The following is a 20342-nucleotide window of genomic DNA, read 5'->3' on the forward strand; positions in this document are numbered from 1 at the left end:
AGGGAATAGGGAATAGGGAATAGGGAATAGGGAATAGGGAATAGGTGATTGGGGAAGAGAGAAATTAATTAATCCTGTAAAATCTGTATATATTTTGTGATGAAAAGTCATAAATCTCCCCAGTCACCAGTCACCAGTCCCCAGTCCCCAGTCACCAGTCACCAGTCACCAGTCACCAGTCACCAGTCACCAGTCACCAGTCACCTGCTATATCAGTTTAATTTAATTTGCCACTTTTTCTGGAGTGGGAAGTTTTCCAAATATCCTCACTTTTAACGCACTCAAAGATCGGGAAGAAGTGAGGATATCACTCTATGCTATTTGTTTCTGCTCTGTGACACGACGGAGAACACCATTAATAAAGCGATGTCCGTCATCTCCACTGTAGCGTTTAGCTAATTCTACAGCTTCGTTGATGGCAATACTGGCGGGAACTGCCATAAAGTTCATTTCGGCTACAGCAATTTGTAGGATATCCCGATCTATTTGGGCTAGTCGTGTTACTTGCCAATCTACTAAAGCTCCAGAAATTATTTGATCAATAACGTTGCGGTTTTCATCAACGGTGATCACTATTTCTTTAGCGTAATTGCGAACTTCCTTATCTTGATTGGCTAACTGAATCAATTCTGGAAAATCAACGGCTGTACCTAACTGATTGATAGCGGTCTGGGTGTAGGTGATCGCTTCTTGCAGCATGGTTCTAGCTGTATTCAGGTCAGAAGCTCGCGTTTGACTGGTTAAAAGGCGATCATTACTGCGTTGCAGTTCTGCGGCTGCACTATTCAGGGTGTCTTGCACTTCTGTAGTCAGGGTGCGGACAGCACCCAGAACTAATTTGGCTACCAGTTGTTCATCTTGCAGTTTCTCTAATTTTTTGGGGTTGACTGGCAGCTGGCTGAGGCTTAACAATGCCAGTTCTCTGGCTATTTGCTGGGGTTTACGACGTTGCATAATGCTGGTTCTAGTTAGGGAAGAAATAATGAAGTAAATGGGGCAAACTTATTAATATATCAAGTTTGACATATTTTAACAATTAGATTATCTGTTGGTAATTGGTAATTGGTAATTGGTAATTGGTAATTGGTAATTGGTAATTGGTAATTGGTAATTGGTAATTGGTAATTGGTAATTGGGGTTTGCTGAAAAAGTCTTGTCGTGGAGACAGGGAACAGGGAACCAGGCTATTTTTCTGTAAGGGCGAAGCATTCGGACGATAAATTATCAATTTTTATCACAGGCTATTTTCCTGTAAGGGCGAAGCATTCGGACGATAAATTATCAATTTTTATCACATTTTATCACAGGCTATTTTTCTGTAAGGGCGAAGCATTCGGACGATAAATTATCAATTTTTATCACAGGTTATTTTCCGAATGCTTCGCCCCTACGACTCCTGACTCCTATTCCCTCATGAAAGGACTTTTTCAGCAAACCCTAGTTAAGTGTTGTGGTGCGGGCATCTTGCCCGCTAGACTGATACAAATTAAATGTACAACAGCTTATTTCTTCCAGCAAAGTGATGTGCGCTTTGTATGTGTTATGACTGTAGACGCAACTGCTAAGAATCAAAAATAAGAAAAAATCAGGCTTATTCTACAGAAATAACGTGACTTTTGGGTTCTATTGCTGACACTGCGGTTGGTAAAACCAATGGGGATATGCCATTATTGGGGGCGACTATACCTCCTGATACTACTATTTTAAAAGCGTCTTCTATAGATATTGAGAGGTTTACTACTTCATCTTCTCTAACCAGTGCATACCATCCAGTGGTAGGGTTAGGGGTGGTGGGGATAAAAACGCTCAACAGCGGTTGATTCATCTGGGTTTGAATATCGCTACTCACTGCACCAGTGACAAAGGCGATCGCCCAAATTCCTTTTCTGGGATACTCTAATAAAACGACACGGCGAAATTTACCATTGGAATCTTTGAGTATTGTTTCTAATAATTGTTTGAGGGTTTTGTATACCTGACCAGCTAAGGGTATAGCTTGCAGTATTCTCTCCCCAAAATCTAGCAACCACTTACCAACTATATTCCGAGCCATCAAACCAATGACTAGGATGCTCAATAGTGGTACTGCCAGTCCAACTAGCAAATTCAATAAATTGACTAATATCGGATGTAGACCATCAAAGGGATTTAGCTGTTTGGGGATTTGGGTGAGAAAGTTTACTACCCAACTGGCAATAGTAATGGTCAGCCAGATGGTAGTTGCTAGGGGAATTACCACCAACAAACCAGCAATCAGGTCATTTTTTAAGTCCTGTTTCAGCCGTTCAATTACCAAGCCCCGATTCTCCTTTTTTTAGGCTACTAAAATTTTTCAACTTCTCTGTAATTGCATTTGACTATGATGAGACAAGTTTAATCGCATTCCATCACCCATAATCAAATGAATAGCTATGGATTATGATATTTGGTTAACCAATGTTACTTTTCTTTGTAATTCTGGTAAATGATTGTTACCAGTTTCTCAGGTACTATTAATCCTAACGCGGTATCTGACCAGATGCTCAAATTTATCAGATCAAAAGTATAGATTATATTTATCGCCATTTACAACTGGGGATCACAAGGTGAAGGTGGGGATTTTCTGATGACAATTTAAATAACTTTTATTAAGAATATTAATTTTTGGCGCGGAGTCAGGAGTCAGGAGGAGAATTAAAAACATTTTTTCATGTCTGGCTGCCCACAAAAGTTAAATGCTTCGCAGTGAGTGTCATTGGTCAGTTAGCGACTTGTACTGAGGGAAGTCGAAGTAAGTCGAAGTAAATCCCTCAGTGCTAGTTGGGAAGTGGGATTAGTTTTAAGGTTTACACTTGTCTGCCGTGAAGCGCGGCTTTTTCAATTTCCAATTGCCTAAAATCCTTTACCTGTAATATTTTCATGTTTATTCAGCAAACTCTATTTAAAATTTACTGATGGCTTAACCTAGTGGGGCTTTAGGTTTACGATTTTGTAATGCACCTATTTCTTTTAATCCTTTTAATCCTGTCCAACCGATGATGGTATAACCAATAGCTAAAATCAAACTGCTAATACCTATCCTTAGTCCAGACATCCAAGCAGTATTTTTTGCTTGTTTTTGAGCTTCTTCCTTACGTTGGCGAATTTCAGCAATTTTTTGTTCTTTGCGTTGGCGAATTTCACTGGTCGTTTGTTGAGCTAGTTGATTAGGATCTGTTTGTTGGGCAAGAAATTTATCCAGTTCTTGGGGGTTGGCTTTAAATTTTTTCAGTAGTTCTTTTTGTTCTGGGGGTAGTTGAGGATTTTCTAGTGCTTGCTTATATCTCTGCTCATCCTTTAATATTTGAGTGAGTTGTGCTTTTACTTGATTTCTAGCTTGTTCTAGTTGAGCTTTAGCTTGATCATTATTTAACTGACTTTGAAATTCAGATAGTTGGCTGTTCAGCCGGGTTTCTGCTTGTTGGGCTTCTTGGTTGGTTTGGTTTTCTAATTGTTGAGCTTCTTGGGAAATTTGGTTTACTCGTTGTGTACTTGCTTGACGGACATTGTTGAGGTGGAAGGGAAAAATTAACAAAAACATTAAACCTAAGATACTGGCAAGTATCATAGAAGGTAATCTTAAATCTAGACCTGAGCGATCGCCTCCAGTCTCTAAATTATCTAACCAATATGCGGCCGATATTATCCCTAAACCCACCAGTGGAACAATTCCCCGATCAACTAGGGCGGTTGTGAAACCTATTTGTACTTGTTTATCAGTGAGACTGAAACCCAATAACAAAATCACAAAATCAACAAAAAACGACAAGATACAAACTATCCCAACTACTTTGAGTATAAGGGAACTATTGAAGGACGAAACACGGTTAACCATAATTTTTGTAAAGTAAGGTTTGGGTCAATAAAGCTAATGGCCATTTATCAGGGTACACTGTTCCCAAACAAGTAAATCTTCTGGACGGTCAACATCTGCTAATGTAGGTAGGTTTACAAAAGACAAATGAAGTTCCTGGGCGATTGTGACTGTTTGTGATAACACTTGATTAGTTCCCCAGGAAATGCTAGTAAACAAGTCTAAAATTGGTTTTTTCAACCCAATTAAGTAATAACCGCCGTCTATAGCTGGTCCTAGCACGAGGTCAGAGGTTTGTAATTGGTCAAAGGCTGATGCTAAAATCTGGGAATTTAGACCAGGACAATCAGTACCAATGATGATTACCTGTTCTGCATTGTTACTGAAAGCATCTACAAGCGATCGCATCATCCGCTCACCTAAATCCCCTTCACCTTGAGTTTGATAGACAAAACCAACACCTAACCAATTTTGCATTAATTGCCAATTACCCCCAGCAAACCGCACTTCCACAGTTATAGCAGATATGTTTTGTAATTCTTGTACCTGCAATATGGTATGTTCAGTCATTTGCTTTTGCAGATCAGCCGCACCAACTTCACCTAAAGCAGGTATCAGTCTGGTTTTTGTCTTCCCTGGTTCTGGATAACGGGTAAAAATAATTAAGTTTAAAGTCACAAGTTAAAAAATAGGGAATTGGGAATTGGGAATTGGGAAGAGAAAAATCTTCATTCTGAGTCCTAAGCTGTTACACAGCTAAATTGTATAATCCTAATATTCTGAACTCTTGTTTAACAGGCAAGATGCCTGTTCCACTTATACAAATTAAATGCACAACAGCTTATTCCTTAGCAAAATAGATGTTTAAGGATTTAATTAATTGGCTCTGGTATATACGGTACTTTTGACTTCCAGGCGTTTGTTATAATCTGGATCTCTTGGCTCATCTGATAATTTTCCGTATAAATACAGGTCAACTTTCTTCCCACCTGAATATATACAGGCATAAAAACCATTACTGCCAACAAGTTGATGTGGAGGTGTAGGTGCTGGTGTAGGTGTAGGACAAGTGGGAGCGCCTGAAGTTGGAGCTTGCATTCCATCAACTAAGAGATTATCTATAGTCCCTGTAGAATCGATCAACCTGCGATAAATTGAATAGGGACATTCCCATAAACTGCTGCTGCTATTACATGAAGCATTACTGTCACTGGTACGTATATAATATTCGCGGTTTGGATTTGTAGAATCACTAGGAATTGTTAAACGGATCACCCCTGTAGCATTTGAAGGCATGGTTGAACTTGTAGCTGCTATTCGGTTAGCCATTCTAATTTCATTAGCCATATAATCTAAGGCACGATTTAAGTTAGTACGCCTATCGCTCTCAGCTTTTGCTTTTTGATTTTGTTGGAGTAGGGCTACAAATGCAGTGCCGGCTAGAGTCACAACCATTGACATTATTACTGCTGCTACCAAGATTTCTATCAAAGTAAATCCTTTATCAGCAGCATGATTAGATTGCAGTTTTTGTAGATAAAATTTCATTTTTTTTACCTAGATAATTAAATCTTTTCTATTAGTGCATCTGGCTGAAATTGCTCCACTTGGTTCAGTGTATTGACCAGTACCTATTAATCCGAGCGGACTGGATACAACTAGACATCTTTTTAGGTTAGTATTTTGAGCATGGGTAACAACTATTGTTATATTGGAAGTTAAGTCAACGCCACTACTGTCAACAGTCTTTCCTAAAAAATCTAAATTAAAACTAACTCCTGTTGTTACCAAGGAAGTATCATTTAGAGAAGTTTCCAGACTCACATTGCTTAATGTGCGATCGCCTGTTATCAGACAGTTAGCAGGACTGCTTGTAATTGTTGTGGAGTTAAATGTCAGTGTACAAGTTCGTGACCTAGCCATAGCTTGTCTTTGAGCTTCTTTAATCGCTCCCTGAATGCTAGTAATTGCAGAATCTACAGCCCTTCTTTGTGACCATACAAAATAGCTCGGTCCAGCCATAGCTGCAAGAATACCAACAAACACTACTACTATTAGTGCTTCTAGGATTGTAAAGCCCTGATTATCTGATACATTGGAATGACGCATTGGGTATTACCTCGCTGGTGAGTTCAGCTACAATCTTAGGGGCATTAGTATTAAGTGTTCCATAGAAGCTGGATGTTGGCCTAGGTTCTGGTCCAGCAACTATATACTTGACCTGTAAAACATCATAGGGATAATTAACACTGTTAGTATCATTTCGCATCAGCCAAAGTCTCATCTGTGTACCCGGTATTGTATAAGGTGCATAATTGTTAACAGATGTATAAGTTAATCCAGCATAGGTAGCCGTTACAGAACCAAGATTACCTTGTGTGTTTAACCGCAATTTTTGCGCCAGTCCTGTAGTAGGTGAAGGAGTCGGGCTTGGTGAGGGAGGATTACATACTGTATTACTAACAAGTCTTACGGTGGGCGTAGCTAGAGCTTCAATTAAAGCCGGTGTGATGGTTACGGTTGAGCCGGATACACTAATAGTATAAATATAGGGGGATTTCTCAAACTGAACTTTATCGCCTGTTGCTAATCCATTATTCACTGGTAATACTGTTACAGTAGTCGCTCCTACAGTGGGAGTAGGGGAAGCTGTGGGGAACTGAAATTCACTAGCTAAACTCCTAATATTTTCCAAGTCCTGTTGTATCAAATTGGCTGCTGTTGCATACTCCTTAGCTCTAGCTTTAAAAGCTGTGGAAATTACCAGCATTTGCATTGCTACTGTGGTAAAGAAAGTCACTATTAAAATAGCAGCTAAAACCTCAAGCAAGCTAAAGCCTGAGTCGGGATCAAATCTTGGCTTGTTCATAATTATTTATGGTTGCTGTTAGTTGTTGACACTTTGCCGTTGCCATGAAGTGATTGGATCAATGGTTGGCTTGAGATATTTGGGTTGTAAACCTATTAAGCTAGACCAACTTCCTTGTTGTTCAACAACCACGTTGGCAGTATTGGAAGCACAGTCACCTTCAACTGTACTGCTATTTGGATTTGACCAACTTCTTGTCCAAACTGCACCTTTTACACCTCCACCACCGCCACCTCCTGCAACCCCTACAGTATAGTTAGGAGCTAAGATAAAAGCTTCCAAATATCTATTACCATTCAGGCATATAAATGATCCAACTGGACCTCTGCCAAAAATTTTAAAATTCATCGGGTTACAATTACTAACACGATTACCATTAACATCACGACAATAATCTACAAAGATATTCTTGTCGATATTCCCGTTTAAGAAGATAACTACATTGTTAGGAGATGTAACTGATAATGTTGTGTTACCGCTACCGGTCATACCATCAACTGAATATACATAGGTATTGGGTTGACCCATAAAAGTTATAGGTCTATGACGACTAGCATTAGGACCTGTGGTGACGGGAATGGTCGTATCGGTACTTATGGTTCCCAAGTTAATCACACCTGTTGTTGGCATTTCTGGCAAAGTTGGCATAGACAAATCGGTCTTCTGGGCAGAGAAATTACTACCCACGATATTTATATCGGTAAGTTCGAGAGAACAATTATTGACTAACAAGTTAGCTGCAATTGGGTTCTTACCTGTAGCATCAGGATCTTCTGTACTAGAACCACCAAGCCATACTCCTGGTATGGGAACATTCTCTATATCAGGACGTTTGACAGGAATAACCACCTGGAGTCTAGTAATGGCTTTTGCCTTGGCTTTTGTTTCTTCGTCGTTACTTGTTGAATTAGCCATGCGCCCTTCAACAATTAGTGTACCTTTGCCTGGGTAATAAGATAGATCATCGTTAGGATCAGGATTTTTATTATCAGGCTTATATCTGTAAGAAACAAGTCTAAATTGCCCTTTTGTGACATCTGTAGAGTCTACTGCTTGCCAAATCGTGCTTGCCGCATCGGCTATAGCATCTGGATCTGCTGTACCAGGATTACAAGCTGAGTTAACTCTTGGAAGTGGTACAGTTGCTGCATTAGCCCAACTCACGGCAGTAGTATTACTACAGCTTGTACCCGCAGGTTGTGTGGCACGGTCTGGGTTTGTGGGACCACAATCATCATATCTAGATAACATCCGATTAGCATTGATAAATTGCTGATAATAAGCAACGCCTTTTTCTGCTGCGGCTAATGCTTGATCTGTGGCTTTTTGCTGTGAAGCTGTTATCTGATCACCTTGGGAACGCATAGTCATGGTTAACCCTACCAGGATCATAATTAACCCTAGTGAAACAGCGATTACCATTGCAAACCCTGATTCTCTAGAGTGGAGTAGCAAAGCCATTTTTAATCTAGTATGCAAAGATTTAGTATTCATAATTTTTTCCGGGTATGGTTAATTTTTGACGATAAAAGATATATGATGAGAGTCTGATTGCAGAAAAGTAACTTGATCAATTGATAATTGATAATTGATAATTGATAATTTTTTCATTCAAGGTTTAAAACCTCTCCTTTCGAGGGGAAAAAAGAGAAAAATTCCGATTTTTCAATCCTCTCCCTTCAACGGAGAGGTAATTGTCAATTTTTCATTATTAATTGTCCATTATTGAAGTTTTTATACCAATTGAATAAAGCTGTTAAAAATGATAAATCACTTCATACAATCACTTCTCACACTCATTAAACAGCTTTGGTGATGTCAGGCTCCATGAAACTGTGATCATCAGACACAGGCGCAAGTGTTGATTTATTCTTAGCATACCCTATTATCAGGCTACTAATTTCAGTAATTGTACTGAATTAGTGGGATAGGGGCAAACCCCCCGTGGTTGCCCCTTCCCGTGGTTGCCCGAAAAACAGGGGTAGGCACGGAGGCGCTACCCCTACTTCCTTGAAAAGTGAAAATTAAGTAGAAAGGCGCGAAAAAAACAGAAGTATATAACAAAAAGCAAATTTGTCTAAAAACCTCTTCTCTGCTGCCTTCTCATCACAACAATTTTTAACCCTGACTACTTAATAGTGATTTAAATTGATACCAGCTTCTTTAGCCATTGCTTCTATACCTTTGCTATCTAGGGTTTTAATCGCTTTGGTAGAGAGTTTTAGTTTCACCCAACGATTACCACCAGGCCACCAAACGCGCTTAGTTTGCAAATTAACGTGTTGCAAACGCTTGGTACGACGGTGAGAGTGGGAAACGGCCATTGCGTTATTAGCCTTTTTACCAGTAAGTTCACAACGACGGGACATGAAAAACCTCCAAAATTCTATTCTATTTAAGTACAACCTTTCTATTTTAGATCATGAATAAACAACGGCTCAAAAAACTATTAATTGGGGATTTTACTTGGAAGCGGATGATTCGGTCTTTTGTTGTAATCTATACCTTATTTGCGGTCTATGTGTATTTTTGTGCTGATAGCATGATTTTTTTACCCCAACCTTCTAGCTATGAGGATACAAAAGATATTATCAAACTGAAAACGAGGGAAAATCAGCAAATTTCCGCAGTTTATTTACCAAACCCTACTGCTAAGTACACTATTCTTTATGTTCATGGAAATGCTGAAGACTTGGGAGATATTAGAGCAACTTTAAAAAAAATACGGGATGTGGGTTTTAGTGTCTTTGCTTATGACTATCGGGGTTATGGTACGAGTGAGGGAACACCTACAGAAAATGCTGCTTATCAAGATGTTGATACTGCTTATAATTATTTAACAGAAGATTTAAAAATCAAACCAGAGCAAATTATTGTGTTTGGGCGTTCTGTAGGGGGTGGTTCAGCGGTAGACTTAGCAGCAAGAAAACCGATAGCGGGTTTAGTGGTGGAAAGTACCTTTACTTCGGCTTTTCGGGTAGTTGTACCTTTTCCCATTTTACCATTTGATAAGTTTAATAATTTAGAGAAAATCAAAAAAGTCAAAGTTCCGGTTTTAGTGATGCACGGTAAGTTAGATAATATTGTTCCTTTTGAGCATGGGGAAAAATTGTTTGCTGCTGTCACTACACCTAAGCTTTATTTGTGGGTGGAAAATGCAAATCATAATGATTTTTTTGATGTTGCACAAGAAAAATATGGTCAGAAATTGAGAGAGTTTGCTGAATTAGTATCTAAAAATTAAATCCTGCTGCTAATTTCTAAAATTTCTAATTCCTGACTCCTATTATCTCGTTTATCTCGTTCCCAGTCTCTGACTGGGAATGCCATCATAGAGGTTCTACCTCTTTTGTAGCATCTTTTTGACTCCAGGCAGAGCCTTATATAATTCATTCCCATACAGAGTATGGGAACGAGACAATTATCAATTTTTATCACAGGTTATTTTCCGAATGCTTCGCCCCTACGACTCCTTAAAAATTAATTATTCCGCCAAATTCTGCCATCATTTCTTCTAAGAGTTCTTCCATCATTTCTTCTCTGAGGGAACGCAAACTGGGTGGACCTTCCAGAAATTCTTTGATGGTAATTTTCTTGTCTCTAAAGTTCTGAATAAAATCACGAATATCAACTACAATTTCAATTTGAGATTCTAATTGCTGCAACATGACACCTGTGGCATCAATTCCGTGTTTAGCAGCTTTGCGAGCATCAGAAACCATTGCTCCTTCAGGAGTATTTTTAGCTAATCTCAGTTCTTGTTTTAATTTCTCATATTGAGTTTTGAGAATTTCATTTTGCTGTTCTAAATTTTTACATCTGCGATTTAAATCATCTTCGCTATTATTATCAATATTTTCCCCTAACTGATGTTGTCTTTCGATTTCTAATAGTCTGGCTAAATCTCCTTCTTGGTAAGCTTTATTAATTTCTTTCATGATCTCTGTATGAGATTTATGTGTTTCAGAATCTTGTACTTTGTCTGGATGAAAGATTTCTGCTAGTTTTAAAAATGTCTGTCTAATTTTTCGAGAATCTTCACTTCTACTAGCAGAGGTTGATTCAACTTCCTGTTGTGAATCCCAATATTGATTTTGACGATGTTGATGATTGTCTGTTTCTGGGTTTTCAAACATTTCATCTAGTTCAGTATCTTCATCTTCACCCACAGCTTTGGGGCTAATTATTCCTGACATTTGTAAATTCATGTACAGGGATTCTATTTTGTTTTGGGTTTGTTTACCAAATTTTCTAGTAGTCAGAATTTCCTGAAATAACCCATGAATTTCTTGATCCAAATCTGACATTTTTTGGAAACAAGGACTGGCTTTTTGAAATATTTCTGTAGCTAGAGAACGCATTTTTTCAACAAAATTACTGATTTCCGTGCGCTTTTTCTTAATCTGTTTCAATAAGGATTGATGTTCTTTTTCTAGAGATGCTAAATATATATGCAGGTCAGAAAGTGCTAGGGTGGTGGTTGTTGGGGGTGTTGGTGATGCAGACTTGGTTTTTTTAGGCATAAAATTGGGAATGGGGAATTGGCAAGAGTTGATTAATTTAATTTTACAATGCCCCATGCCCAATTATCTATTTAATTGTACTTGGGATATCCAAGCACCGTGAAAACCATAGGGTACTCTTTGGGGAATAATTACTCTTGCAACTGGTTCACTGGTGATATCTTGAGCATTGATAACTACTAATTCAGAAGTTTGTGAATTTTCATCATAAACAAAAGTAACTAACCAACCATCATCTTCTGTGGTTGCATTTGTGGTTGTATTTAAACGAGGTGCAAATACAGTTTCACCACCATAACGCCCTTCTCCAAATTCATGGGTTTGGGTTTTGCCATCTTGGAAATTATACTTAATTACACCATCAAATAAAGGCAGAGGACTATTAGCCATTTTGCCAGCATAACCGTATTGGGTTTTTCTCCCTAGCAGGTTTTCGTTAACACGGGGAAATTCTGCGGGTACGTCATCTAACTTTTCTTCTGTGACTGTACCTGTTTTGAGGTGAAAACGCCAACGATGTAAGAGGGGTATATTTGCGGTGGGATCATTTGTTGAGATATTGGTTTCTAATACGGTGGTAGAACTCATGCGACAAGCAATAAGGATGATTTCGTCTTCTGTTTCATAGGCGTTCATGGTGTGGAAAACGTAACAGGAAGGACCCTCAAACCAACGGATATTGCTGTTGTCTCCGTGACGGGGTAAAATGCCAAAACGACTGGGGCGATCGCTCTCAAACATCATCATTGGTTCTCCCCTTTGCATCCGTTCTACACTGAATGTCAGGGGTAAATCCATGAAAATGGTATAATTTTCAGTAATGGCGAAGTCGTGCATCATTACCCCTATTGGTAGTTCAATGGGTACAGTCTGCAATATTTCCCCTTGTGCAGAAACTACGCCATATTGTAAGTACGGGGGTGCAAAGGAATAACCAAAGAACATCATTTCCCCGGTAACTGGGTCTACTTTGGGATGGGCGGTAAAAGGGGAAGTTAGTTTATGATTGTAAGTATATTCTCCTATGGTTTGTAATTCAGGAAGTTGAATATTATGGGGTGATCCTCCTTCCCACAATGCTAAAAATTGTCCAGCGTGCCAAACTAAGGCAGTATTAGCGGTGTTTTTCCCTGGTCCATAAGGGTTGTCCATTTGCGGTGGTTCTAAAAGTCCACTCCAAACAGCTTTCCCTACTTGGTTTTCAATGTTCCAACCTCTAGTACGCACATAACGGTTACGATAAATAGCTTTACCATTGGTAATTTCTACACCGTGCAACATTCCATCACCATCAAACCAGTGATATTGTCCTATGGGTGAATGTTGGGGGTTTGGTCCATTACGAACAAACATCCCGGAAAGGTCGGGGGGTAGTTCACCAATGACTTTCAAGGTTTCTGCGGTAATTTCTTGGCTAACTGGGGCAAAATTCCCATCTAAATAGGGGTTTACTAAGGTGGTGGTCATTGTTATTGTTGAGTTTTATGAAGGTACTTTATTTAATATAGCTATTTCCCAAAATCCAAAATCCAAAATCCAAAATCCAAAATCTAAAATCTAAAATCCAAAATCTAAAATCTAAAATCTAAAATCTAAAATTGTTATGAGTTTAACTCTTTACCTACTCCGTCACGGTGAAACAGAATGTAGCCGCAATCATGCTTTTTGTGGTTCGATAGATTCAGAATTAACTCCTGAAGGTGTAGAAATGGCTCATGCTTTTGCTGCTGCTTATCGTTCTACTCCTTGGGAAGCAATTTTTGCTAGTCCCATGCGTCGCACTATGGAGACGGCAAAACCTCTATATACGGCGTTAGGAATACAACCAATATTGCGTGATGGTTTACGAGAAATTAACTATGGTAAATGGGAAGGAAAAACCCCAGAAGTGATCAGTCAGGAATATCATGATGATTATCTGCGCTGGTCTGCTGATCCGGCTTGGTATGCACCCAATGGAGGAGAATTAGCTGTAACAATTGCTTCTCGCGCTATGCAGGTGATTGAAGAAATTAAACAGCTTTACAAAAATGGTAATGTTTTAGTTGTTACTCATAAAGCAACAATTAGAATTATTCTGTGTAGTTTGTTAGGTATTGATGTGGGGCGTTTTCGTTATCGTTGGGGATGTCCCGTTGGTTCTGTGAGTATTATAGAATTTACTGAACATGGTCCGATGTTGTTAACTTTAGCAGATCGGACTCATTTAGATGCAAGATTGCGAAGTTTAGGAGGAACGTAAATTGGTGATTGGTGATTGGTGATTGGTGATTGGTGATTGGGAAGAATAAACTCTTGGTTTTTTACTGTCACCTGTTACCTGATTCCAAAATAGATTACACTAAAAATAAAGACATACTCGCACATAACAATGTAATTTTATGTTTGTAATTTTATGTTTGTGATTTTATGTATGTTTTATTTTCGGGAAAAAACCAATCTATTTTAATTTGAAAATATAAAGGTGTAATCAAACGTGAGTAATATTGATAATTATAGTTTTACAGTTGCTGAAGAATTTGCGATTCCCCAAGCACCTGCTAATTTTAAATCTGGGTTTATCGGTATTATTGGTCGTCCTAATGTCGGTAAATCTACTTTGATGAATCAATTAATAGGACAAAAAATAGCGATTACTTCACCAGTAGCGCAAACTACTAGAAATCGGTTAAGGGGAATTTTAACTACTGAGAAAGCGCAGTTAATTTTTGTGGATACTCCAGGGATTCATAAACCACATCATCAACTGGGGGAAGTGCTAGTACAAAATGCCAAAATAGCCATTGAATCGGTAGATGTGGTATTGTTTGTAGTTGATGGAACAGCGGTTTGTGGTGGAGGCGATCGCTTTATTGCTGAGTTATTAAGTCGGAGTGAAATACCTGTAATTTTGGGTATTAATAAAATTGATGAACAACCAGCAGATTCGGAAAAAATAGATAATAGTTATATTGAATTAGCGCGAGAAAATGAATGGCAAATTGTCAAATTTTCAGCGGTGAATGGTGAGGGTTTACTAGAACTGCAAGATTTATTAATTGCACATTTAGAACCTGGTCCTTTTTATTATCCACCAGATTTGGTGACAGATCAACCGGAAAGATTTATTATGGGGGAATTAATCAGGGAACAGATTTTATTGTTGACTCGTGAAGAAGTACCTCATTCAGTGGCGATCGCCATTGACTTAGTAGAAGAAAACCCAACTATTACCCGTGTACTTGCAACTATTCATGTAGAAAGAGATTCCCAAAAAGGAATTTTAATTGGTAAAGGTGGGACAATGTTAAAATCTATTGGTAGTGCTGCGCGTGAACAAATCCAAAAACTAATTGCGGGTAAAGTTTATTTAGAGTTGTTTGTGAAAGTGCAACCAAAATGGCGACATTCACGGGTGAGGTTAGCAGAGTTAGGATATAGGGTGGAAGAATAGAAGATGGGGGAATGGGGATTTTGTCTGAATCAGGATTTTCAGGATATCTTCTTTGCGACTTTGCTCCTTAGCGACTTTGCGCGAAATAGATTTTTGTGTGAATTAGGATTTCCAGTATTTGAGGATTTTCAGGATGTTATTTGATGATGGTTAGTTACGCACAAGTCACTAAATAACGAACCGCAAAGGACGCAAAGGACACAAAGGAAAGAGGTTTTTAGAGAGATTTGTCATTTTCATCCTGTACATCCTTTAATCCTGGACATCCTGATTCAGACAAAAATATCATCCACCCATCATTTTCAATCAAGCAAATATTTGATTTACTGTTAACTTTAAATAGTTTTGTGTGAATTAAGAAATTAAGAGATTTTCTATACCTGTTGTGTTTCCTGCAATAGAGACTTGGATCACTCTACTATATTGTAATCGCCATTGTAAAGCATTGGAAATAGTCAGATAGCCAATTTCTGGAGGTTCACGTAAAATTCTTTCTGCAAGTGTTTCTCTACCAATTTCGTCTAACGGAAAATTTCGTTCTTCTAAAAAAGCGACCACATCATCTTTATTACCATGACGGCGTAAAATTTCTTGTAAACCGTAGCTAGTTTGATAATCTCCAGTACGTTTTTTATCTACAAAAACAACGTTTTGAAAGTTTAGATTTGCAGTATGAGAATTATAGTCATCATTTTTTTCATAGCTAAATATTAACAGATGATAACCTAAACCATATACTTTTTGACTGGCATTTTTAAAGGGACATGAAGATTGAGGTTGTCGGATTGAAGTTACTTTTAAATCAACTTCTAAACCAGGAAAATCTATTCCTAACGCTGCACTACCAAGAGTGTAATCATACCTCTTTGATAAATATTGATTAAAAGTAGATTCTACGTAAGTTCCTACAGCTTTTCCATCTGTAACTCCATATAAATTATTAATTGGTGTTGCACTCAGTTCTAAGCAAAAACTACGTGCAGCCATTTTCAACGATTCAAGTGTGAGTAATTCCATATTTTGCAAAATTCATTAAATAAGGAAATAAAAAAAACTAAATAGCTAAAGTTAATTGTTGGCAATTAGATTTATTAAACTCAATATTTTTTTTACCAATTCTTTTACATACCCATTCTACACAAGCAGGAACAATTGCATTACCAAACAAAGCATATTGATCATAAATTTTTGCTTCTCTACACCAATGATCAGGAAAACCCATTAACCGCGCATATTCAATGTTAGTTAAACGTCGATATTTATCATTTACTTTATAGCGTTCATAGTGTCTGGAAGTAGAAGCAGTTAATGTTGACGCAATACCATTAATACCAAATATTGTATAACCCAGTCTTGAACCTCCATCCTGATTATATAATATCTCTACTCCTTGACAATAACGATTCACAGCCTTACTTTTTTTAATCCTTTCTAAAGTATCAATTGTAAAATCAAATTGAGGTTCTATTGCTGTCTCATCTTGCAAAATATCTTTTAGCATTTTTCTGGGTTTAATATCTGCTAATAGCGACATATTGCGAGTAAACATTTTATTTTTATAAGCAATTCCCCAATTACCATTCTTGCCTTTACTTTCAGCTATAGGGGACATATATTTTTCTATGAGAAAATCTATATCTTCTAGATTTATCAAATCTTTTTGGGTTAAAAATACAGATGTTTTTTCTAAAAAATCACAATTGATATTGACAGAATTAAACTTAGTACCAAAAATAAAAATTCTTTCTCGATTTTGAGGAATACCAAAACTAATAGGACTAATGATTCTCCATTCAATTAAATAATCTAATTCAGATAAGGCATTTAAAATAACTTTGAAGTGATAACCATTTTCCATTGTTAAAAGTCTTTTGACATTTTCCAATAAAAAATACTGTGGTTGTTTTACAGCTATAATTTCCACAATACGTTCAAATAATGTTCCTCTAACCTGATCTCTTACTCCTAGTTTTTTACCAGCAGGGCTAAAAGGTTGACAAGGAAAACCAGCAGTTAAAAGATTATGATTAGGTATATCGGATATAGAAATATTATTAATGTCACCTAAAACAATAGAATCATCACCAAAATTACTCTGATAAACTTGACAAGATAATTCATTAATATCATTTGCCCAAATAGTTTGAATATTAGCAGATTCCAAACCTAAACGAAAACCTCCAATACCTGCAAATAACTCTATAGCCGTTAATAATTCTTGTGTTTTTTCTGTTTTCATTAACTTCTAAAAATAGCTTCGTTTTCTTTGTGGTTCAATGATTACTATAGCAAAGTATGGGAACTAGAAAAACCCAGGAATGAATTAATTTTATCTTTCCGTCTTAACGTCACTACCTTAACAATTCTTAACCCCAAAATCCCAAAAAAGTTTCAACACCCTTTTTTAGCCCGAAATTATTGAGAATGGTTGCGAATGACTCAACGTATTTTCAAGGGTCTTGACTTCTGACAGGGTTGTGTTATGATAGGTTTTAGAATAATCCAAGGGAGTATTATTATCTGAATCAAGACATCCAGGATTTAAGGATTTTCAGGATAAGAACGCAGATTATCAGAATCAGTATTTAAGAATGTACAGGATATCTTCTTTGCGCCTTTGCGTCTTTGCGTGAGGAAATAGATAAATTTTGTCAGAATCAGGATTACCAGGATTTGAGGATTTTCAGGATGTTAAAGGCAGAGCCTTAAATAATTCATTCCCATACAGAGTATGGGAACGAGAGATAACAAGAGATACAGAGTATGGGAACGAAAAAAGAAAACTACTTAACAGCAGCTAATTCTTTCTTAAAGAAAGCTTGCATAATATTTTCTGCAATTTGCTGACTGGTTAAACCTAAACTAGCCTTAGATTCATCTGGTGTGGCATGATCTACTAACTGATCAGGAACACCAATTCTTTTAACTGGTACAACCACATCAGCATCAAGTAAAGCTTCCGCTACCGCAGAACCAAAACCACCCATTAAACAACCTTCTTCCAAAGTGACAACTCGGCCAATTTGTTTTGCCAAAGGTACAATTAAATCTGTATCCAAAGGTTTCACAAATCGGGCATTAATGACAGTGGCTTCAATACCGTGTTCGCTGAGAATTTCTGCTGCTTGCATACCTGGGTAAACCATCGTACCATAGCCGACAATTAACACATCATCGCCTTGGCGGAGAATTTCCCCTTTACCAATTTCCAACGCTTCCCAGCCTTCTTCCATCAAGGGAACACCATAACCATTACCACGGGGGAAACGCATAGCGATCGGTCCATCGGTATATTCAATACCTGTGACTGTCATCCGTTGTAGTTCTGCTTCGTCCTTGGGTGCCATTAACACCATGTTGGGAATACAACGCAGATAAGCTATATCATACATCCCTTGGTGAGTTGGACCGTCAGCACCTACAATACCTGCCCGATCTAAACAGAAAAATACAGGCAGGTTTTGAATGCAGACATCATGGATAATTTGATCGTAGGCACGTTGTAAGAAGGTAGAATAAATGGCAGCTACCGGACGCATACCTTCACAAGCTAAACCCGCAGCTAAGGTAACGGCGTGTTGTTCAGCAATACCCACATCAATATATTGGTTAGGTAATTTAGCTTGTAATTTATCTAAACCTGTACCTGTAGCCATAGCAGCAGTAATACCGACTATCTTCGGGTTTTGTTCTGCTAATTTCACCAAAGTGTGAGAAAAGACTTTTGCGTAAGCAGGTGGTTTAGGTTTACTAGAAGGAATAGCTTTACCAGTGGTCAAATTAAAGGGGTTTTGGGCATGATAGCCTACTTGGTCTTTTTCTGCCATTTCATAGCCTTTACCCTTGACGGTGGCTACGTGAACCAGCACTGGACCAGTCATTTGATGTGCTTGTTGGAAGGTGGCGATCAGTTCTTCTAAATTATGGCCATCCACTGGACCCATGTAGGTAAAACCTAGTTCTTCAAAAACTGCGCCAACTTTGGAAACAGCTAACCGTTTCATCCCTTCGGTAATGCGTTCTAGTTCATCACCAACAAAGGGTATATTTTTAAATTGTTCCTCAATGTTATCAGTGAGAAATTGCATCGGGGGACTGAGGCGCATTTTATTTAAGTAGCGGGGAATAGCGCCGACGTTGGGAGAAATGGACATCTCGTTATCATTGAGAACTACCAACAAGTTAGTTTTAGGGAGGTGGCCTGCGTGGTTAATAGCTTCTAATGCCATACCGCCGGTTAAAGCACCATCACCGATCACCGCTACTGTTTTAAATTTTTCCCCTTTTAAGTCACGGGCTAAGGCCATACCCAAAGCGGCGGAAATACTTGTAGAAGCGTGTCCTGCGCCAAAGTGATCAAATTGGTTTTCACAACGTTTGAGATATCCCGCTACTCCGTCTTTTTGTCTGAGGGTGTGGAAGTCGTGGTAGCGTCCGGTAATTAGTTTATGGGGATAAGCTTGGTGTCCTACATCCCAAATTACTTTATCCCGATCTAAGTCTAATGTTTGATATAGTCCCAAGGTTAATTCTACAACTCCTAAACCTGGTCCCAAATGTCCCCCACTTGCGGCTACGGTTTGTAAGTGTTTATCTCTAATTTGTTTGGCTATTTGCTGTAACTGCCGAATAGACAAACCGTGCAACTGGTTAGGATGGGTAATTTCACTCAGGTGCATATTATAAGGTTTTCCTCTCTAACTCTACTTTTTGGCATTAATTGATTTTCCCACTTCCGGGACTATAAAAATCTCACTGTCACCAGTTTTATCAATATAACGTTGACTGGTGATTGGTGACTGGTGACTGGTGATTGGTGACTGGGAAAATACAAATAATTTCTCCCCATCACCCCATCACCCCATCACCCCATCTCTCCGTTAAAATTTCAGGGTAGTGGGAACTATGGGTGTTTCTGCCTGTTTTTGCTGACGTTGCAAATATCTACTTAACAAGTAAGCCATATCACCGCGAGTCATGGGGCTTAATGGGTTAAGATTACCGTTAGGGTCTGTGTTGATGAAACCTTCTGCTATGACTGTGGCGATCGCCTTTCTTGCCCATGTCGGTATAGAATTTTGATCAGGGTATTTTGATAAAATCTGGTTCACTGTTGCATTTGGAAACTGAAACACTCCGTAAGCTTGGGCAAAAATTGCTAAACCTTCTGCCCTAGTGACTCTTTGGTTTGGAAAAAACATATTTCCCCGATATCCTTTCATAATATCGGTTTTCAGCACTGTTTGAATATCTTGATATGCCCAATGATATTTCGGAACATCTGGTACATTTATGGTTTTTTCTTGTTTAGCTGCTTGGCGTTTATCTAAATAAAATGCTTTGACTAAAATTGCTGCTAATTCTGCCCTACTGATTAATTTTTCTGGATAAAATTTTCCATCGGGTAAGTTATCCATTAATTTTGATTCTACAACTTTTTGGATATAATCTAAATCGCTCTTGTCTGTATTTTCAACAAGATTTTCAATATTATTTTCAATAGAAAGCTTTGGTGTGTTGACTTCCTGGGCAATGACTGGAAATATAAACAGGAAGGTTAATAAGTTCAATGTCCCCAAGGTCAAAATTGCTAATTTCTTCATATCCCAGATTATTGTAATTGTTTATTTTCAGCTTCGTTCTTGGATATTGACGGTTACTTTTTTTTAATGTTTCTGATTTCCC

20 protein-coding genes are annotated in these 20342 nt (G+C 38.1%); 4 read left to right on the forward strand and 16 right to left on the reverse strand.

From position 1 onward, the window contains the following. Positions 1-96 precede the first annotated feature (96 nt). Complete coding sequence (locus tag H5968_RS10140) at positions 97-276, forward strand: hypothetical protein (RefSeq protein ID WP_222620638.1); 180 nt, start codon at positions 97-99, stop codon at positions 274-276. Between the two features lie 36 nt (positions 277-312). Here H5968_RS10140 and nusB read toward each other — a convergent pair whose 3' ends face one another. The 10 genes from nusB to rpmB form a co-directional block, all read right to left on the reverse strand. Continuing rightward, the gene (gene nusB, locus H5968_RS10145) at positions 313-954 is read right to left on the reverse strand and encodes a transcription antitermination factor NusB (protein ID WP_187039857.1); all 642 of its coding nucleotides are present in this window, start codon (positions 952-954) and stop codon (positions 313-315) included. 82 nt (positions 955-1036) lie between these two features. Continuing rightward, on the reverse strand, positions 1037-1228 hold the full coding sequence (locus tag H5968_RS10150) for a hypothetical protein (protein ID WP_187039858.1): 192 nt from the start codon (positions 1226-1228) through the stop codon (positions 1037-1039). Positions 1229-1591: 363 nt separating this feature from the next. Next, entirely contained in the window at positions 1592-2296 is a 705-nt protein-coding gene (locus tag H5968_RS10155) for a DUF502 domain-containing protein (RefSeq protein WP_187039859.1), read from the reverse strand. A 642-nt stretch (positions 2297-2938) separates the two neighbouring features. Further along, positions 2939-3853, reverse strand: a complete 915-nt coding sequence (locus H5968_RS10160; protein ID WP_187039860.1) for an HpsJ family protein — start codon at positions 3851-3853, stop codon at positions 2939-2941. 33 nt (positions 3854-3886) lie between these two features. After that, positions 3887-4510 carry a TIGR04282 family arsenosugar biosynthesis glycosyltransferase gene (locus H5968_RS10165; RefSeq protein WP_187039861.1) on the reverse strand — a complete coding sequence of 208 codons (624 nt, stop codon included), beginning with the start codon at positions 4508-4510 and terminating at the stop codon, positions 3887-3889. A 198-nt stretch (positions 4511-4708) separates the two neighbouring features. Continuing rightward, positions 4709-5380: a type II secretion system protein J gene (locus tag H5968_RS10170; protein WP_187039862.1), complete on the reverse strand. Its 672-nt coding sequence runs from the start codon at positions 5378-5380 to the stop codon at positions 4709-4711. Positions 5381-5389: 9 nt separating this feature from the next. Beyond that, positions 5390-5941, reverse strand: a complete 552-nt coding sequence (locus tag H5968_RS10175; protein WP_187039863.1) for a Tfp pilus assembly protein FimT/FimU — start codon at positions 5939-5941, stop codon at positions 5390-5392. Further along, complete coding sequence (locus H5968_RS10180) at positions 5916-6701, reverse strand: prepilin-type N-terminal cleavage/methylation domain-containing protein (protein ID WP_187039864.1); 786 nt, start codon at positions 6699-6701, stop codon at positions 5916-5918. The genes H5968_RS10175 and H5968_RS10180 overlap by 26 nt, the downstream gene beginning before the upstream one ends. An 18-nt stretch (positions 6702-6719) precedes the next feature. Next, a complete protein-coding gene (locus tag H5968_RS10185; RefSeq protein ID WP_187039865.1) occupies positions 6720-8195 on the reverse strand; it encodes a hypothetical protein in 1476 nt (491 codons plus the stop codon). 638 nt (positions 8196-8833) lie between these two features. Next, positions 8834-9070: a 50S ribosomal protein L28 gene (gene rpmB, locus H5968_RS10190; RefSeq protein WP_187039866.1), complete on the reverse strand. Its 237-nt coding sequence runs from the start codon at positions 9068-9070 to the stop codon at positions 8834-8836. A 53-nt stretch (positions 9071-9123) separates the two neighbouring features. Between rpmB and H5968_RS10195 the strand changes: the two genes are divergently transcribed. Further along, the gene (locus H5968_RS10195; RefSeq protein WP_187039867.1) at positions 9124-9945 is read left to right on the forward strand and encodes an alpha/beta hydrolase; all 822 of its coding nucleotides are present in this window, start codon (positions 9124-9126) and stop codon (positions 9943-9945) included. Between the two features lie 229 nt (positions 9946-10174). Here H5968_RS10195 and H5968_RS10200 read toward each other — a convergent pair whose 3' ends face one another. Beyond that, positions 10175-11224, reverse strand: coding sequence for a J domain-containing protein (locus H5968_RS10200; RefSeq protein ID WP_187039868.1), 1050 nt, complete (start codon positions 11222-11224; stop codon positions 10175-10177). A gap of 63 nt (positions 11225-11287) precedes the next feature. Further along, on the reverse strand, positions 11288-12691 hold the full coding sequence (locus tag H5968_RS10205) for a carotenoid oxygenase family protein (RefSeq protein WP_187039869.1): 1404 nt from the start codon (positions 12689-12691) through the stop codon (positions 11288-11290). Between the two features lie 136 nt (positions 12692-12827). On the opposite strand from H5968_RS10205, the gene H5968_RS10210 reads away from it, so the two are divergent. Beyond that, positions 12828-13466 carry a histidine phosphatase family protein gene (locus H5968_RS10210; RefSeq protein WP_187039870.1) on the forward strand — a complete coding sequence of 213 codons (639 nt, stop codon included), beginning with the start codon at positions 12828-12830 and terminating at the stop codon, positions 13464-13466. A gap of 234 nt (positions 13467-13700) precedes the next feature. Next, on the forward strand, positions 13701-14657 hold the full coding sequence (gene era, locus H5968_RS10215) for a GTPase Era (protein ID WP_187039871.1): 957 nt from the start codon (positions 13701-13703) through the stop codon (positions 14655-14657). 354 nt (positions 14658-15011) lie between these two features. Here era and H5968_RS10220 read toward each other — a convergent pair whose 3' ends face one another. From H5968_RS10220 to H5968_RS10235, 4 genes are all read right to left on the reverse strand, one after another. Next, on the reverse strand, positions 15012-15674 hold the full coding sequence (locus H5968_RS10220) for a restriction endonuclease (RefSeq protein ID WP_187039872.1): 663 nt from the start codon (positions 15672-15674) through the stop codon (positions 15012-15014). A gap of 37 nt (positions 15675-15711) precedes the next feature. Next, positions 15712-16896 carry a DNA cytosine methyltransferase gene (locus H5968_RS10225; RefSeq protein ID WP_187039873.1) on the reverse strand — a complete coding sequence of 395 codons (1185 nt, stop codon included), beginning with the start codon at positions 16894-16896 and terminating at the stop codon, positions 15712-15714. 544 nt (positions 16897-17440) lie between these two features. Further along, a complete protein-coding gene (gene dxs / locus H5968_RS10230) occupies positions 17441-19336 on the reverse strand; it encodes a 1-deoxy-D-xylulose-5-phosphate synthase (RefSeq protein ID WP_096569592.1) in 1896 nt (631 codons plus the stop codon). Positions 19337-19537: 201 nt separating this feature from the next. Next, positions 19538-20260, reverse strand: coding sequence for an S-layer homology domain-containing protein (locus H5968_RS10235; protein ID WP_187039874.1), 723 nt, complete (start codon positions 20258-20260; stop codon positions 19538-19540). Positions 20261-20342 lie beyond the last annotated feature (82 nt).

Source organism: Sphaerospermopsis sp. LEGE 00249 (assembly GCF_014299995.1).
Classification (GTDB): Bacteria; Cyanobacteriota; Cyanobacteriia; order Cyanobacteriales; family Nostocaceae; genus Sphaerospermopsis; species Sphaerospermopsis kisseleviana.

Bases quoted from the DNA above. Each gene is read 5' to 3' on its own strand.
- nusB (WP_187039857.1), bottom strand. From the start codon at position 954: ATGCAACGTCGTAAACCCCAGCAAATAGCCAGAGAACTGGCATTGTTA.
- H5968_RS10160 (WP_187039860.1), bottom strand. From the start codon at position 3,853: ATGGTTAACCGTGTTTCGTCCTTCAATAGTTCCCTTATACTCAAAGTA.
- H5968_RS10170 (WP_187039862.1), bottom strand. From the start codon at position 5,380: ATGAAATTTTATCTACAAAAACTGCAATCTAATCATGCTGCTGATAAA.
- H5968_RS10175 (WP_187039863.1), bottom strand. From the start codon at position 5,941: ATGCGTCATTCCAATGTATCAGATAATCAGGGCTTTACAATCCTAGAA.
- H5968_RS10180 (WP_187039864.1), bottom strand. From the start codon at position 6,701: ATGAACAAGCCAAGATTTGATCCCGACTCAGGCTTTAGCTTGCTTGAG.
- H5968_RS10185 (WP_187039865.1), bottom strand. From the start codon at position 8,195: ATGAATACTAAATCTTTGCATACTAGATTAAAAATGGCTTTGCTACTC.
- rpmB (WP_187039866.1), bottom strand. From the start codon at position 9,070: ATGTCCCGTCGTTGTGAACTTACTGGTAAAAAGGCTAATAACGCAATG.
- H5968_RS10195 (WP_187039867.1), top strand. From the start codon at position 9,124: ATGAATAAACAACGGCTCAAAAAACTATTAATTGGGGATTTTACTTGG.
- H5968_RS10200 (WP_187039868.1), bottom strand. From the start codon at position 11,224: ATGCCTAAAAAAACCAAGTCTGCATCACCAACACCCCCAACAACCACC.
- H5968_RS10205 (WP_187039869.1), bottom strand. From the start codon at position 12,691: ATGACCACCACCTTAGTAAACCCCTATTTAGATGGGAATTTTGCCCCA.
- H5968_RS10210 (WP_187039870.1), top strand. From the start codon at position 12,828: ATGAGTTTAACTCTTTACCTACTCCGTCACGGTGAAACAGAATGTAGC.
- H5968_RS10220 (WP_187039872.1), bottom strand. From the start codon at position 15,674: ATGGAATTACTCACACTTGAATCGTTGAAAATGGCTGCACGTAGTTTT.
- H5968_RS10225 (WP_187039873.1), bottom strand. From the start codon at position 16,896: ATGAAAACAGAAAAAACACAAGAATTATTAACGGCTATAGAGTTATTT.
- dxs (WP_096569592.1), bottom strand. From the start codon at position 19,336: ATGCACCTGAGTGAAATTACCCATCCTAACCAGTTGCACGGTTTGTCT.
- H5968_RS10235 (WP_187039874.1), bottom strand. From the start codon at position 20,260: ATGAAGAAATTAGCAATTTTGACCTTGGGGACATTGAACTTATTAACC.